The following is a 15394-nucleotide window of genomic DNA, read 5'->3' on the forward strand; positions in this document are numbered from 1 at the left end:
CGCGCCCGTTGCGGGCATGATGCGGTGGTTGAGATGCGTAAAATTGAACAACTGTCGTGTTGAAGGTGGCAATGAAAGTACTGGTAGTGGACGACGACGTGGTGTCGCGCATGATGCTGATGCACCTGATCGACAGCAGCGGCAGTTTTGAAATCGTGGAGGCAGAGGATGGCGTGGATGCCTGGCAGCAGTTGAACGCGGGGCTGCGGCCCGCCATTTGCTTTTGCGACCTGCGCATGCCGCGCCTGTCCGGCATGGAGCTCCTGCAGCGTATCCGTGCCGATGCCGAGCTGGCGGACCTGCCGTTCGTGCTGGTTTCGTCGGCGGGCGACCGCGCCACCGTGCAGCAGGCCACCCAGGCCGGCGCATCCGGATACGTCGTCAAGCCGTTCGAGGCGGAGCACGTGCGCACCCATCTGGCCAGGTTGCTGGGCGGCGCGGGGCGCGACCTGCCGGCCGAAGATCCGGCCGTGACGCAGGTGCGGCTCGGCATCGACGCGGCCCGGCTGCAGGCCTACCTGGCCGGCTTCGAGCAGCAGCTGGCCGTGGCGCCGGCCGATATCGTCGGCCAGCTGGAGCGAGGTGACGAGCAGGGCGCGCTCGCGCGGCTGCAACGTATCGGCGCGGGCTGCGCCACTCTAGGCCTGCACGGCGCACTGGCTGCCGTGCGCGAAATCGAAAGCCGCGTGCTGGCGCCCGCCGCCGTGCGCGCCGTGCTGGAGGACGTGCTGCGCGCCGTGCAGCGGCAGGCCGCCGCCATCTGAAATCGGGCCAGGGCCTGCGGGCCTTGCGGACTGCCGGGGACTGGCGCCTGCGGCCGCTGTCCCCGACGTGAAAGCGGCAAACGGGCAGCGGCCGTCTCGCGGCCGTTTCCTGGCATGCGGGAGCGAGGCCCGTACACAAAAACCTTGTCAGCATAATACTTTAAGCTTAAAGTAAAGCCTTGCCGACCCTCCGGCATTGACACCTGACAGGGGTGACCATGATCCCAGATGCACGCAGCGCCAGCGGCCATGTCGACACGTTTGCGCGGCAACACCTGCCGCCGCGCGAGCAGTGGCCGGAATTGTTGTTCGAGCTGCCGGAGCTGCGATATCCCGACCGTCTCAACTGCGCCGCCGAGCTGCTGGACCATGCAAACGGCGCCCGCCCGGCGCTGTACGGCGTCCGGGGCACGTGGACGTACGCCGAACTGCGCGAGAAGGTGGACCGCATCGCCCACGTGCTGCGCGGCCCTCTCGGGCTCGTCCCCGGCAACCGCGTGCTGCTGCGCGGCGCGAACACGCCAATGATGGCGGCGGCCATCCTGGCCGTGTTCAAGGCCGGCTGCATCGCCGTGCCCACGATGCCGCTGCTGCGCGCCCGCGAACTGGGCACCATCATGGCCAGGGCGCAGGTGGACGCCGTGCTGTGCGCCGGCGACCTGTGCGCGGAATTGGACCTGCTGCCCGACTGTCCGCGCACCGTCCGCTTCGGCGGCGACGGCACGCAGGGACTCGAAGCGCTGATGGCCGCCCAACCCGCGGCTTTCTCTCCTTGCGATACGGCGGCGGACGACGTCTGCCTGATCGGCTTCACGTCCGGCACCACGGGCGTACCGAAGGGGACGATGCACTTTCACCGCGACATCCTCGCCATCTGCGACTGCTTCCCAAAGCACACGCTGCGCGCGCAGCCGGACGACCTGTTCATCGGCACGCCGCCGCTGGCCTTCACGTTCGGCCTGGGCGGGCTGCTGCTGTTCCCGTTGCGGATCGGCGCGGCCGGCGTGCTGCTCGAGAAGCTGACGCCGGAAACGCTGCTGGGGCGATCGAGCGCCATCGGGCGACGGTCTGCTTCACGGCGCCCACGTTCTACCGGCAGATGGCCACGCTGGCGCCGCGCTACGACCTGTCCAGCCTTGCCAGGACCGTGTCGGCCGGCGAAGCGCTGCCGCTGGCCACGCGTACCGCATGGCAGCAAGCGACGGGACTGCGCATGATCGACGGCATCGGGGCCACCGAGATGCTGCACATCTTTATCTCCGCTGCCGGCGACGATATCCGTCCCGGCGCAACGGGCAAGCCGGTTCCCGGCTATCGCGCCTGCATCCTGGACGACGCGGGCCGCCCCGCGGGGCCCGGCACGATCGGCCGGCTTGCCGTGAAAGGGCCGACGGGCTGCCGCTACCTGGCCGACGAGCGCCAGAAGGACTATGTGATCGACGGCTGGAACGTGACGGGCGACGCCTACGAAATGGACGCCGACGGCTACTTCATCTATCGCTCGCGCGTGGACGACATGATCATCTCGGCCGGCTACAATATCGCCGGCCCGGAAGTGGAAGACGCGCTGCTGCGCCACCCGGCCGTGGCCGAATGCGGCGTGATCGGCAGGCCGGACGTGGAACGCGGCCAGATCGTCGAGGCGCACGTCGTGCTGCGGCCCGGCCACGAGCCATCGCCCGCGTTCACGGCGCAGCTGCAGGAATTCGTCAAGCGTGAAATCGCTCCTTATAAATATCCCCGTTCGATCGTCTATGCGCAGGCGCTGCCGCGCACCGAGACGGGAAAGCTGCAGCGCTTCCGCCTGCGCACACAAGCGGCCAAGGACGGAGCATGAATATTGTCTGTATCGGCGGCGGCCCCGCCGGCCTGTATTTCAGCCTGCTGATGAAGAAGCGGTTCCCGGCGCACCGCATCGTCGTCGTCGAGCGCAACCGGCCCTACGACACGTTCGGGTGGGGTGTCGTGTTTTCCGACCAGACGCTGGGCAACCTGGTTGCCGCGGACGAGCCGACGGCGCGCCAGATCCTGCAGGCGTTCAACCACTGGGACGACATCGAGGTGTGCTTCAAGGGCGAGGTGGTACGCTCCGGCGGCCACGGCTTTTGCGGCATCGGCCGCAAGCGCCTGCTGAACATCCTGCAGGGGCGCTGCGAGGAACTGGGCGTGGAACTGGTGTTCGAGACGGACGTGGCGGATGACCGCGAGCTGGCTGCGCATTACGACGCCGACCTGGTGATCGCCTCCGATGGCCTGAACAGCCGGATCCGCGGCCGCTATGCCGATACGTACCGGCCGCAGGTCGAAGCGCGCCAGTGCCGCTTCGTGTGGCTGGGCACGACGAAAAAATTCGAGGCCTTCACGTTCGACTTCCGCGAGACGGAGCACGGCTGGTTCCAGGCCCATATCTATCAGTTCGACGGTGCCACATCCACGTTCATCATCGAGACGCCGGAGGAGGTGTGGCGCGCGGCCGGACTGGAGGCGATGTCGCAGGAGGAGGCGATCCGCTGGTGCGAGGACCTGTTTGCCGACCGGCTGGACGGGCATCCCCTGATGTCGAACGCATCGCACCTGCGCGGATCAAGCATGTGGATACGCTTCCCGCGCATCGCCTGCGAGCGCTGGGTACACTGGAACGGCGTCGTTCCCGTCGTGCTGATGGGCGATGCCGCCCACACGGCGCATTTCTCGATCGGCTCCGGCACCAAGCTGGCGCTGGAGGATGCCATCGAACTGGCGCGCTGTATGGCGGCCGAACGTGAATTGGCACCTGCGCTCGCACGCTATGAGGAAGTACGCGCCCTCGAAGTGATCAAGCTGCAAAGCGCGGCGCGCAACTCCATGGAATGGTTCGAGAACGTGCGGCGCTATACGGCGCTGGAGGCGCCGCAGTTTGCGTACTCCATGCTGACGCGCAGCCAGCGGCTCTCGCATGAAAACCTGCGGCTGCGCGATGCGGACTATGTGGCCGGTTACGAGCGCTGGTTTGCCCGCCGCGCGTTCGAACAGGCTGGCCTGCCGGCGCCGGCCGACCTGAAGATTGCGCCGATGTTCACGCCGCTGCGCGTGCGCGACCTGGTGCTGAAGAACCGCATCGTCGTCTCGCCGATGGCGCAGTACAGTGCCGTCGACGGCGTCGTGGGCGACTGGCACATGGTGCACCTGGGCGCCCGCGCGCTGGGCGGGGCGGCGCTGGTGATGGCCGAGATGACGTGCGTGTCCGCCGATGCGCGCATCACGCCGCATTGCCCCGGCCTGTACACGCCGGAGCACACGCACGCGTGGCGCCGCATCGTCGACAGTATTCACGCACTGTCCGATGCCGCCATCGGCGTCCAGCTGGGGCATGCGGGCGCGAAGGGTTCGACGCGGGCGATGTGGGACGGCATCGACCGTCCGCTCGACGAGGGCAACTGGCCGCTGGTGTCGGCCTCGCCCCAGCAATACCTGGCAGGCGTGTCGCAGGTGGCGCGCGCCGCCACGCCCGACGACATGCGCTGCATCGAAGCCGACTTCGTGCGCGCCACGGTGGCGGCGGAAGGCGCCGGCTTCGACTGGCTGGAGCTGCACTGCGCGCACGGCTACCTGCTGTCGTCGTTCATTTCGCCGCTGACCAATTTGCGCACCGACGAATATGGCGGCAGCCTGGAAAACCGCTGCCGCTTCCCGCTGCGCGTGTTCGCGGCGATGCGCGCCGCGTGGCCCGTGCACAAGCCGATGAGCGTACGCATTTCCGCACACGACTGGGTCGAAGGCGGCATCACCCCCGACGACGCCGTGCAGATCGCGCGCCTGTTCCGGCAGGCGGGAGCCGACGTGATCGACTGTTCGTCCGGCCAGGTCAGCAAGCGCGAAAAGCCTGTGTTCGGGCGCATGTTCCAGGCGCCGTTCGCAGACCGTGTGCGCAACGAGGCAGGTGTCGCGACGATGGCCGTGGGCTCCATTTTTGAAGCGGATCATGCCAACGGCATCGTTGCCGCCGGCCGCGCCGACCTGTGCGCCGTGGGCCGGCCGCACCTGGCCAACCCGGCGTGGACATTGACCGAGGCCGCGCGCATCGGCTACACCATGACGGCGTGGCCCCGCCAGTACCTGCCGGGCAAACAGCAGCTGGAGCGCAACCTGGAACGGGAGCGGCAACTGGCGGCAGCCGGAGCGGGCTTGACACCGCAACAGGTCGCGGCGAAGCTGCTGGAGAGTTAATGCGAGGGACTATGAATCTGAACGAATCGAACGAGGACGGCGGCGCGCAGGAACTCGACCTGGCCAGCCGCCTGACGGACGACCATCACCAGTCGCTCAAGCTGTGGCTGCGCATGCTGTCGTGCACCGTCAAGATCGAGAACGAGATCCGTTCGCGCCTGCGCGCGCAGTTCGGCGTGACGTTGCCGCGCTTCGACCTGATGGCGCAGCTGGAGCGCCATCCCGAGGGGCTGCGCATGGGCGAGCTGTCGAAGCGGATGATGGTCACGGGTGGCAACGTCACCGGCATCACCGACCAGCTGGAGAAGGAAAGCCTGGTTATGCGCGTGCCCGACCCGCGCGACGGCCGCGCCTACACGGTCAAGCTGACGCCGGCCGGACGGCGCGCGTTCGGCCGCATGGCGGCGGTACATGAGGAATGGATCACGGAGCTGCTGCAGGATATGCCGGCCGCCGACAAGGGCCAGCTGATCGACCTGCTGTCGCAGATGAAGAAATACCTGGTCGCAAGGGATGACAAGTGATGAACCACCTGCACGGGCAGCCGCACGCGCTGCCGGGACACCGCAACCTGCTTGCCGGTTACACGGCGCGCCATTTCCTGTTTGCCGTCGAGGAGGGCGTCGCCACATTGACGCTGAACCGGCCGGAGCGCATGAACCCGCTGACGTTCGATTCGTACGCGGAGCTGCGCGACCTGTTCCGCGCGCTGGCCACTGCGGACGACGTCAAGACAGTCGTCATCCTGGGCGCCGGCGACAATTTCTGCTCGGGCGGCGACGTGCACGAGATCATCGGCCCGCTGACGCGGCTGGACATGCCGGGCCTCCTGACCTTTACCCGGATGACGGGCGACGTCGTCAAGGCGATGCGGGCGTGCCCGCAACCGGTCATCGCCGCGATCGACGGCATCTGCGCCGGTGCCGGCGCGATGCTGGCGCTGGCGTCCGACATCCGCTTCGGCACGGAGCGCAGCAAGACCGCGTTCCTGTTTACGCGCGTGGGTCTGGCCGGCTGCGACATGGGCGCCTGCGCGCTGCTGCCGCGCGTGATCGGGCAGGGGCGGGCGGCGGAGCTGCTGTACACGGGCCGGTCGATGTCGGGCGTGGAAGGCGAACGGTGGGGGTTCTTCAACAGCCTGCATGCGCCGCAGGACGTGCTGGCAGCGGCGCACGCTTTCGCGCGCCAGCTGGCGACAGGCCCGACGTTCGCGCATGGCATGACAAAGAAAATGCTGCAGCAGGAATGGAATATGGGCGTGGACGAAGCCATCGAGGCGGAAGCGCAGGCCCAGGCCATCTGCATGGCGACCAACGATTTCCACCGCGCCTATCACGCGTTCGTGGCGAAAGAAAAGCCAGCCTTCGAAGGAGACTGACGTGGCGGACAAGACTTACCTGGAATGGCCGTTCTTCACGGCGCAGCATGCGGTGCTGGAACGCGAACTCGATGACTGGGCCGCGCGCGAGGTGGCGCACGTGCACGACACGTTCGGCGCCGACGTGGACGGCGCCTGCCGCGACATCGTGCGGCGCCTCGGCGCCGGCGGCTGGCTGCGTCATGCCGTCGGCGGTACGGCGTGGGGCGGTGCGGCGGAGGCGATCGATACGCGCGCGCTGTGCCTGATCCGCGAGACGCTGGCGCGGCACGAGGGGCTGGCCGACTTCGCGTTCGCCATGCAGGGCCTGGGCTCCGGCGCCATCAGCCTGTTCGGCACGCCCGAGCAGCAGGAGAGCTACCTGCCGCGGGTGGCGCGGGGCGAGGCGATTGCCGCCTTCGCGCTGTCCGAACCGCAGGCCGGATCGGACGTGGCCGCGCTGCGCTGCGCCGCCGTGACGGAGGGCGATCATTACGTGCTCGATGGCGAAAAGACGTGGATCTCGAACGGCGGCATTGCCGACTTCTATGTGGTGTTTGCCCGCACGGGCGAGGCACCGGGCGCGCGCGGCATCAGCGCCTTTGTCGTCGACGGCAACACGCCGGGGCTGACGATTGCCGAACGCATTGCCGTCATCGCGCCGCATCCGCTGGCACGGCTGCGCTTCGACGGTTGCCGCATTCCCGCCTCGCGCCGCATCGGCGCGGCAGGCCAGGGATTCAAGGTGGCGATGGCGACGCTGGACGTGTTCCGCACCTCCGTTGCCGCTGCCGCGCTGGGCTTTGCGCGGCGCGCGCTGGACGAGGCGCTGGCCCATGCGTCCACGCGCGAGATGTTCGGCAAGACGCTGGCCGGCTTCCAGCTGACGCAGGCGAAGCTGGCGTCGATGGCGACGGGTATCGACGCGGCGGCGCTGCTGACGTATCGCGCTGCGTGGCAGCGCGACCAGGGCCGCGCGGTGACCAAGGAGGCGGCGATGGCGAAGATGACGGCAACGGAGACGGCGCAGGAAGTCATCGACGCGGCCGTGCAGCTGTTCGGCGGCCTGGGCGTCGTCAGCGGCCATCCGGTGGAGCGCCTGTATCGCGAGATCCGCGCGCTCCGAATTTACGAAGGCGCGACGGAAGTACAGCAACTGATCATCGCGCGCGAGCTGCTGCGCGCGGCGGAGGCGCCGTGATGGAAGTGCTGCAACCGCCGGGCTGGGCGCGGCCGAAAGGCTATGCCAACGGCATCGCCGCCAGCGGCAGGATGGTGTTCGTCAGCGGCATGATCGGCTGGGACGGCGATGGCGTCTTCCACAGCGACGATTTCGCCGCGCAGACGCGCCAGGCGCTGGTCAACATCGTGCAGGTGCTGGCCGAGGCAGGCGGCCGTCCGGAACATATCGTGCGGATGACGTGGTATGTGGTGGACCGGGAAGAGTACCTGGGTGCCCAGCGCGAGATCGGGGCGGCCTATCGCGACGTGATCGGCCGCCACTATCCGGCCATGACGGCGGTGGCGGTCAGTGCGCTGATGGAGGCGCGGGCACGGGTGGAAATCGAGGTGACGGCGGTCGTCCCGTAGCATCGATTTGTTGTCGGAAAAGCTGCGCTAAATGCAATACAATACCAAATTATTATTATTGAGCGTTCCGACGCAATCAGTCCATGAGCCTGACACCCTTGCAAGCCGACACGCATCGATTCTATGGCCGGTCCAGCACCGCATTGGTCGTGCGTGGTTTCCTGACGAACCGGACGTTCCGTCCGCTGATCACGCTGCGATGGTGCCAGAATCTGCGCCGCAGTGGCGTCGGGCGCCTGTTGCTTCCGTTCTGCAAGGTACTGCACCGGTTTGCGACGCATAACGCGTGCATGGACTTGAGCTGGGCCACCGTGATGGGGCCTGGCGTCGTGCTGACGCATGGCTGGGGACTCGTCGTCAGTCCGGGGGCGCGGATCGGTGCCAACGTTACGTTGTTTCACGGTGTCACCCTGGGACGACGCGATCGTATCGCGGCGGACGGCACGCGGCAGATTGGCTACCCGACGCTGGAAGATGAAGTGTGGGTCGGGGCGCACGCCGTGATCGTCGGCGCCATCACGATCGGCCGCGGCAGCCGTATCGGCGCGGGGGCGTTCGTTACGGAAGATATTCCACCGTACAGTGTCGTTACCGGTAACCCGGGTCGTATCGTCAAGTCGCAATGCACCCCGGATGTTTACAATCCGGCGCCCGTCGGCACGGACTGACCGCCGAGGGGCGCGCTATTCCGCAAAAACCCCGCACACGGCGAATCGCTGCGCGGTGATTTCCGGGTGCCGGGTTACAATCAAGCTGTGTTCGCTTGATGTATTCTCGGAGGCTATATGAAGGCTTTATTGAAGAGTGTCGTCGGCATCTGCTCGGCGGCGTTGATGGGTGTTGGGACCCCTGCAAATGCAGGCTTGCTGATCCCTTCCGATGAGCAGAGTCTTACCGCATGGCTGGGTGAAGGTCCGATCAGCCTGAGCGCTCTTTACGCCAAGCAGGCCGGCGACAGTGCCGCCGACTTTCACGCGGCGGTGAATGGGAAAGGCAAGACAGTATTCGTTGCCGAGGTTACGACGCAGGAAGGCGCCAGCTTCCTGGTTGGGGGATACAACCCGCATAGCTGGAATTCCAGCGGCGGCTATACGATGACCAGCGCTAACGCGGACCGTAAGGCATTCCTGTTCAATCTGTCGACCGGGGCCGTGCACCGTCAGATGCAGCGTGGCGTGGGCACGGAACAAATCGGCGCGTACCAGACGTTCAACGACAATGCCCTCGGACCAACGTTCGGCTCGGGTCACGATTTCTCCATCAGCGAAGACCTCCAGTCGGGTTATTCGCTGCTGTATTCGTACGCCGAAGCCGGGCTGGGAAACCTGAATCGCAGTATCGCCGACGGTTCGTACTTTAGGAGCATGGACGATCTGTCGATCGGTCAGCTGGAAGTCTATTCGGTGGCGGTCGTGCCCGAACCGGCGCAGATATCGCTGCTGCTGGGCGGGCTTGCGGTCGTCGCTGTGGCTCGCCGGAAGAAGCGCTGACCCAGGTCGGGCGTCCGCAGGCGCCTGACGCTGAACACTGGATGGTCAGGATGAGGCTCCGGCAGCTCTCCGGTTGCCGCGGTTGCTTGCGCTCGCGCCAGTTGGTCGCGCACGGCGGCCCCATATGACCACGTGCAGCTCGAAAGGCCGTTTCTTGCGGGCATTCACCGGATAACCTCGTAGCGTCGGGATGCCACCGCGCATTCGGCTGCAGGAATGGCCAATCGCGCTCTGGATGCTTTGGCGCCGGCTGCTGGTCCCCCGACTGGAATCGAACCAGTATCCCACGCTTAGGAGGCATGTGCACTATCCATTGTGCTACGGGGAGGACGCTGAGCGAGCGCAATTATAGCCGACCAGGCGGCAAATGTTAGTGTCCATCGCGGTCTGTCGGTACAATGCCGGCTTCACGCATTGAAAGCAGGTCATCATGGCAGTCATTTCCCTCTCGCAAGCGCAGCTGGCCTTTGGCCACCATGCGCTCCTCGATCACGCCGAATTTTCGCTGGAAACCGGCGAACGCGTCGGGCTGATCGGTCGTAACGGCACCGGCAAGTCTTCGCTGCTGAAAATTATTTCGGGCCGCCAGAAGCTGGACGACGGCCTGCTGGTCATGCAGCAGGGTGTGCAGATCGCGTATGTCGAGCAGGAGCCCCAGTTCGAGCCGGAGATGTCCGTGTTCGACGCCGTGGCGTCCGGGCTGGGCGAACTGCCGGCGCTGGTCAAGGAGTACGACGCACTGACGGGGCAGTTCGGCCAGGGCGACGACGAAGCGCTGATGGAACGCATGCACGACATCCAGGTCAAACTGGATGCCGCCGATGCCTGGAGCATCAACAACAAGGTCGAGCAGACGCTGGAGCGCCTCAACCTGGGTGCGGACGCGCTGATGAAGACGCTGTCGGGTGGCATGCAGAAGCGCGTGGCGCTGGCCCGCGCGCTGGTGGCGGGACCGGATGTCCTGCTGCTGGACGAACCGACCAACCACCTGGACTTCACGTCGATCCAGTGGCTTGAAGGCTTGTTGCGCGATTTCAGGGGCAGCGTGCTGTTCATTACCCACGACCGCTCGTTCCTGGACAATGTGGCGACCCGGATCGTCGAACTGGACCGTGGGCGGCTGATGTCGTATCCCGGCAACTTCACGACCTACCAGACCCGCAAGGCGGAGCAACTGGCGATCGAGGAAATCGAGAACGCCAAGTTCGACAAGTTCCTGGCGCAGGAAGAAGTGTGGATCCGCAAGGGCGTGCAGGCGCGCCGTACCCGCGACGAAGGCCGCGTACGCCGGCTCGAGCGACTGCGCGAGCAGCGCGCCGTGCGCCGCGACCAGCAGGGCCAGGTGCGCCTCGAGGTCACGTCCGGCGAGCGTTCCGGCAAGATCGTTGCGGAACTGGAGAACGTGGGCAGGCATTTCGACGACAAAGTCATCGTGCGCGACTTCACGACGACGATCCTGCGCGGCGACAAGGTCGGCCTGATCGGTGCCAACGGCGCCGGCAAGACGACGCTACTCAAGCTCATCCTGGGTGAGGACCAGCCTGACAGCGGCACGGTCAAGCAGGGCACCAAGCTGCAGGTGGCGTATTTCGACCAGATGCGCACGCAGCTGAACGAGGAAGCCAGCCTGGCCGACACGATCTCGCCCGGCAGCGAATGGGTCGAAGTCAATGGCCAGAAGAAGCACGTGATGAGCTACCTGGGCGACTTCCTGTTTGCGCCGGAACGCGCCCGCTCGCCCGTCAAGACGCTGTCCGGTGGCGAGCGCAACCGCCTGCTGCTGGCACGCCTGTTCGCCAAGCCGGCCAATGTGCTGGTGCTCGACGAACCCACCAATGACCTCGATATCGATACGCTTGAGCTGCTCGAGGAGCTTCTGGAAGAGTACCAGGGCACCGTGTTCCTCGTCAGCCACGATCGCATGTTCCTCGACAACGTCGTGACGCAGGTCATCGTCGCCGAAGGCGACGGTGTGTGGCGCGATTATATTGGCGGCTATACCGACTGGGAACGGGTGCGCGCAACCGCGGCCGCGGCGGTGCGCAAGCCCGAGGCGAAGGGCGACGGCAAATCCACAAAGGCTGCCCCGGCGGCGCCGACGGCGCCGAAAAAGAAGCTCAGCTTCAAGGAGCAGCGCGAACTCGATGAGCTGCCGCAAACGATCGCATCGCTGGAGGCGGAGCAGGCGTCGCTGAACGTTATGCTGACAGACCCGGATCTTTACAAGAAGGGCCCGGCCGAGGCCAAGCTGTTGCAGGAACGCATGACGAACATTGAGGATTCGCTGATGAAGGCGCTGGAACGCTGGGAAGAAATCGAGTCGCGCGCCGGCTGACGGCCGTTTGTTTCATTTCCGTTACGCACGATTGTTACGGTACAGGTCGGCCAAGTTGTTGTAAAATTTGCCAAAGTGGCTGCGCTGGGTCGGCCATCTTGACGGAACTTGGAAACACCTATGACATTGCCGCAGCGATCGACCAATACCCCAGCCGCAGTATCCCCGCGCGCCAACGCGCCCGCCGGGGGCGCTGTCTCGCGTATTCTCCCTTTTGCCGCCTACATCGCATTTATCGCCATTGCTGACGCGCTCAGCTGGCTGGGCGTGTCCGAGCGCGACCTGCGCTGGCTGTACCCGATCAAGATCGCCGTCGTCGTCGCGTTGCTGCTGACCTTCCGGCGCGCTTATTCCGAATTGGCCCGGCCCAGGATGAGTATGCGGTGTGCCGCGTTGTCGGCGGCGGTCGGCGTCGCCGTGCTGGTGCTGTGGATTAACCTCAACGCCGGCTGGATGCAGATCGGCGCGTCCGCAGGATACGATCCGCGCAATGACACGGGAGGCATCGACTGGCTGCTGGTGGCTATCCGGCTGGCTGGCGCTGCTCTCGTCGTTCCCGTGATGGAGGAACTGTTCTGGCGCTCCTTCCTGCTGCGCTGGCTTGAGGAGCGCGACTTCCTGAGCGTCGATGCGGCCCGCGTCGGCATGCGCTCCGTGCTCGTCACGGTCGTGCTGTTCGGCATCGAGCATAATCTCTGGCTGGCCGGCATCGTGGCCGGTGCTGCGTACAGCTGGCTGTACATGCGTACAAGAAATCTTTGGTCCCCCATCCTCGCGCATGCGATCACGAACGGCTTGCTGGGGGTGTGGGTAATTCAGACCGCCAGCTGGACTTACTGGTAATATTGCGGGATAGACAACAATTGAGTGTAATGATGCTGAACGATAAGTCCAATGTTGTAAGGTATGCGCCGATCGCCTTCGCCGCGTGGCTGTGCTCCGGTGCCGCCCAGGCGCAAATCAGCGATACCATCCATCCGATTGCCGTCATCGGCTACACCTATGACGATAACCTGCTGCGCCTGTCCGACAACGTGGCTCCAGGCGAGCAGCGGTCGGACCGCATGAGATCGGCGCAGGCTGGGCTGTTGTTCGATCGCCAGATCAGCCGCCAGCGCCTGACGGGCCGCGCCAAGGTGTCGCGCGTCACATTCGAACACTACGACCAGCTCGACTACAACGGCAAGGATTTCGCGGCCGACTGGGCCTGGCAGCTGGGTAACCACCTCAACGGCAATGTCGGCGGCACGTACGTCGAAACGCTGACGTCCTTTACCGACTACCACAACGACGAGCGCAACGTGAGAACGCAGAGCTCGCGCTATGGCAACGCGGCGTGGCGCTTCCACCCGAGCTGGCAAGTGCGCGGCAGTTTCGTGCGCAACAAGTTCGAATACGAATTGCCGGCGCAGCGCCTGAACAACCGTACCGAGGACATCAGCGAGGCGGGCACCGATTTCCTGGCGGCCAGCGGCAGCAAGTTCGGTATCGTTGCCCGGCGCCTGGAGGGGAAGTACGACACCCCGCGCCTCGTAAATGGTCAGCGCCTTGATGACGATTACGTGCAGGACGAGCTGAAAGCCAATGTCTACTGGCTTGCCAGCGGCATCACGCAGGTCCGGCTGCTGGCCGGCTACGCTAAGCGCAAGCACGACCGCTTCACCAGCCGCGATTCGAGCGGCGCGAACGGCCGGGTGACTGTCAACTGGGCGCCGCTCGGCAAGGTCCGGTTCACGGCGGGCGCCTGGCGCGAGTTCGCGGCGGTCGAGAGCTCGATCATCACAAACAGCCTGAACAAAGGTGTCAGTGTCGGTGCAACCTGGGATATTTCCGCCAAGGTGCAGGCGAGCGTGACGGCCCGCCGCGAGAAGCGCCAGTTCGAACAGACGTCCGCGGCGATCTTCACGGGTGACGGCGACGACAAACTCGAGGGGAACACGGTGACGCTCGTCTGGGCACCGCTGCGCAGCGTCCAGATCAGCGCCAGTGGCTTCCTGGACAAGCGCACGGGCAGCCGCCTGGTCGGCTCCAGCGACTACCGCGCCAAGGGCGCGTCAATTAATGCCAGCGTGCAGTTCTGAAGAAGTTCGCAATGACAATCAACGAAATTCCACTGATTTCTTTCTTTCAGCGCATCCTCGATCCGCTGATCATCATGGGCATGCTGTATGCATCCTCGATGCTGTACGGCGAGCCCTTTACCGGCTATTCTCTGGTGCTGATGATACTGGCGTTCTTCATCTCTTCCGCCATCTATCAGCACATCGACCCATACCGCACCTGGCGCAGCGGCCGGATGCTGGCATATTCGCGTGACGTGACGGTAGGGTGGGCGCTGACCGCAGCGGTCCTCGTCCTGCTGGGCTCGGTAAGCGGCCTGGACTACCACTACGAGGAGCGCGTGGTCCTGACGTGGTTCGTCGCCACGCCGTTTGTCCTGCTGGCCAGCCACCTGGCCGCACGCAAGGTGGGAACCAACCCGGCCAGTGCCAGCGAGGTGCGCTCGGTGCTGATCGTCGGCGTCAACGACGTCGGCATCAAGTTCGCGCAGACGACCGAGCGTTACCCCGGTCTCTTCATGCAGGTGCGCGGATTCTTCGACGACCGTACGGCGGACCGCCACCCGGCGAACCTGAGCTACCCGGTACTGGGCAAGATGAGCGACGTGGCGGCGTTTGTCCGCGAGAGCAACATCAAGATGATCTTCATCAGCCAGCCGATCTCGGCCCAGCCGCGCATCCGCAAGTTGCTCGACGAACTGCAGGACACGACGGCGTCGGTCTACTTCCTGCCCGATATTTATGTATTCGACCTCATGCAGGCCCGGTTCGACAGTGTCGGCGGCATGCCCGTCATCGCGATCTGCGAGACGCCATTCACCGGTTTCAACAGCCTAGTCAAGCGGGCCAGCGACATCGTGCTGGCACTGATCATCCAGTTGCTGCTGTCGCCGCTGATGTTGCTGATCGCCATCGCGGTGAAGATGAGCTCTCCGGGCCCGATCATCTTCCGGCAGCGCCGCTATGGCCTGTACGGCGAACAGATCTACGTCTACAAATTCCGTTCGATGACGGTCACCGAAGACGGCGCCAACGTCGTCCAGGCAAAGAAGGGCGATCAGCGTGTAACGAAAGTGGGGGGGCTTCCTGCGCAAGACGTCGCTGGACGAGTTGCCACAGTTTATTAATGTGCTGCAGGGCAGGATGAGTATTGTCGGGCCGCGGCCCCATGCAGTGGCGCACAATGAGCAATATCGCAAGCTTATCAAGGGATACATGTTGCGGCACAAGGCCAAGCCGGGCATTACCGGCTGGGCCCAGGTCAACGGCATGCGTGGCGAGACGGACACACTGGACAAGATGGAAGCGCGCATCCGCTACGACCTGGACTACCTGCGCAGCTGGTCGCTGTGGCTCGACCTGTGGATCATCATCAAGACAGTCAAGGTGGTATTAGCGCGCGAAAACGCGCACTGATAAAGCGTAGTTTAAGCATTTATTCAGACATGGCCACCCGTAGACCGTTAGAATAGTGACAACGCAGGTTTGTCATCACGCCGACGGGACGCAAGGTGCATTATGTTGCCAAATTGCTTCTAGTGTGATAATTTTGCAAATGTTCAATCGCCCGTCATTGCGCGATATCAATTAAT

General features: G+C 65.0%; 11 protein-coding genes, 1 tRNA gene and 3 pseudogenes. 14 read left to right on the forward strand and 1 reads right to left on the reverse strand.

What is annotated here, in order from left to right; translation table 11 throughout:
• Window positions 1-71: 71 nt before the first annotated feature.
• The 9 genes and pseudogenes from E1742_RS23295 (at window position 72) to E1742_RS23335 (ending at window position 9407) form a co-directional block, all read left to right on the forward strand.
• Complete coding sequence (locus E1742_RS23295; RefSeq protein ID WP_134387467.1) at window positions 72-764, forward strand: response regulator; 693 nt, start codon at window positions 72-74, stop codon at window positions 762-764.
• A 218-nt stretch (window positions 765-982) separates the two neighbouring features.
• Window positions 983-2601: pseudogene (locus E1742_RS23300) on the forward strand (AMP-binding protein).
• Window positions 2598-4970, forward strand: a complete 2373-nt coding sequence (locus E1742_RS23305; RefSeq protein ID WP_134387468.1) for a bifunctional salicylyl-CoA 5-hydroxylase/oxidoreductase — start codon at window positions 2598-2600, stop codon at window positions 4968-4970. The pseudogene E1742_RS23300 and the gene E1742_RS23305 overlap by 4 nt, the downstream one beginning before the upstream one ends.
• Window positions 4971-4981: 11 nt before the next feature.
• Window positions 4982-5494 carry a MarR family winged helix-turn-helix transcriptional regulator gene (locus E1742_RS23310; RefSeq protein ID WP_134387469.1) on the forward strand — a complete coding sequence of 171 codons (513 nt, stop codon included), beginning with the start codon at window positions 4982-4984 and terminating at the stop codon, window positions 5492-5494.
• Window positions 5494-6348, forward strand: a complete 855-nt coding sequence (locus E1742_RS23315) for an enoyl-CoA hydratase family protein (protein WP_134387470.1) — start codon at window positions 5494-5496, stop codon at window positions 6346-6348. Before E1742_RS23310 ends, E1742_RS23315 begins: the two co-directional genes overlap by 1 nt.
• A gap of 1 nt (window position 6349) precedes the next feature.
• Window positions 6350-7528: an acyl-CoA dehydrogenase family protein gene (locus tag E1742_RS23320; RefSeq protein ID WP_134387471.1), complete on the forward strand. Its 1179-nt coding sequence runs from the start codon at window positions 6350-6352 to the stop codon at window positions 7526-7528.
• Window positions 7528-7917, forward strand: coding sequence for a RidA family protein (locus tag E1742_RS23325; protein WP_134387472.1), 390 nt, complete (start codon window positions 7528-7530; stop codon window positions 7915-7917). Before E1742_RS23320 ends, E1742_RS23325 begins: the two co-directional genes overlap by 1 nt.
• 83 nt (window positions 7918-8000) lie before the next feature.
• The gene (locus E1742_RS23330) at window positions 8001-8585 is read left to right on the forward strand and encodes a serine acetyltransferase (protein ID WP_134387473.1); all 585 of its coding nucleotides are present in this window, start codon (window positions 8001-8003) and stop codon (window positions 8583-8585) included.
• Between the two features lie 117 nt (window positions 8586-8702).
• Complete coding sequence (locus tag E1742_RS23335) at window positions 8703-9407, forward strand: PEP_CTERM-anchored TLD domain-containing protein (protein WP_134387474.1); 705 nt, start codon at window positions 8703-8705, stop codon at window positions 9405-9407.
• A gap of 254 nt (window positions 9408-9661) precedes the next feature.
• Here E1742_RS23335 and E1742_RS23340 read toward each other — a convergent pair.
• A tRNA-Arg gene (locus E1742_RS23340) sits at window positions 9662-9735 on the reverse strand.
• Between the two features lie 102 nt (window positions 9736-9837).
• Here E1742_RS23340 and E1742_RS23345 point away from each other — a divergent pair.
• The 5 genes and pseudogenes from E1742_RS23345 to E1742_RS27435 all read left to right on the forward strand — a co-directional run.
• Complete coding sequence (locus E1742_RS23345; RefSeq protein WP_134387475.1) at window positions 9838-11742, forward strand: ATP-binding cassette domain-containing protein; 1905 nt, start codon at window positions 9838-9840, stop codon at window positions 11740-11742.
• A gap of 120 nt (window positions 11743-11862) precedes the next feature.
• A complete protein-coding gene (locus tag E1742_RS23350; RefSeq protein ID WP_134387476.1) occupies window positions 11863-12585 on the forward strand; it encodes a CAAX prenyl protease-related protein in 723 nt (240 codons plus the stop codon).
• A 29-nt stretch (window positions 12586-12614) separates the two neighbouring features.
• Complete coding sequence (gene epsL, locus E1742_RS23355; RefSeq protein ID WP_229466269.1) at window positions 12615-13823, forward strand: XrtB/PEP-CTERM-associated polysaccharide biosynthesis outer membrane protein EpsL; 1209 nt, start codon at window positions 12615-12617, stop codon at window positions 13821-13823.
• Window positions 13824-13834: 11 nt separating this feature from the next.
• Window positions 13835-15218: pseudogene (locus tag E1742_RS23360) on the forward strand (undecaprenyl-phosphate glucose phosphotransferase).
• A gap of 62 nt (window positions 15219-15280) precedes the next feature.
• Window positions 15281-15346 (forward strand): annotated as a pseudogene (locus tag E1742_RS27435) (hypothetical protein); the annotation flags it as partial.
• Window positions 15347-15394 lie beyond the last annotated feature (48 nt).

Origin of the sequence: Pseudoduganella plicata (assembly GCF_004421005.1) — a bacterium.
Lineage (GTDB): Bacteria > Pseudomonadota > Gammaproteobacteria > Burkholderiales > Burkholderiaceae_D > Rugamonas > Rugamonas plicata.

Coding starts and splice junctions, on each gene's coding strand:
- E1742_RS23315 (WP_134387470.1), top strand. CDS start 5,494: ATGAACCACCTGCACGGGCAGCCGCACGCGCTGCCGGGACACCGCAAC.
- epsL (WP_229466269.1), top strand. CDS start 12,615: ATGATGCTGAACGATAAGTCCAATGTTGTAAGGTATGCGCCGATCGCC.
- E1742_RS23295 (WP_134387467.1), top strand. CDS start 72: ATGAAAGTACTGGTAGTGGACGACGACGTGGTGTCGCGCATGATGCTG.
- E1742_RS23345 (WP_134387475.1), top strand. CDS start 9,838: ATGGCAGTCATTTCCCTCTCGCAAGCGCAGCTGGCCTTTGGCCACCAT.
- E1742_RS23335 (WP_134387474.1), top strand. CDS start 8,703: ATGAAGGCTTTATTGAAGAGTGTCGTCGGCATCTGCTCGGCGGCGTTG.
- E1742_RS23350 (WP_134387476.1), top strand. CDS start 11,863: ATGACATTGCCGCAGCGATCGACCAATACCCCAGCCGCAGTATCCCCG.
- E1742_RS23305 (WP_134387468.1), top strand. CDS start 2,598: ATGAATATTGTCTGTATCGGCGGCGGCCCCGCCGGCCTGTATTTCAGC.
- E1742_RS23325 (WP_134387472.1), top strand. CDS start 7,528: ATGGAAGTGCTGCAACCGCCGGGCTGGGCGCGGCCGAAAGGCTATGCC.
- E1742_RS23310 (WP_134387469.1), top strand. CDS start 4,982: ATGAATCTGAACGAATCGAACGAGGACGGCGGCGCGCAGGAACTCGAC.
- E1742_RS23330 (WP_134387473.1), top strand. CDS start 8,001: ATGAGCCTGACACCCTTGCAAGCCGACACGCATCGATTCTATGGCCGG.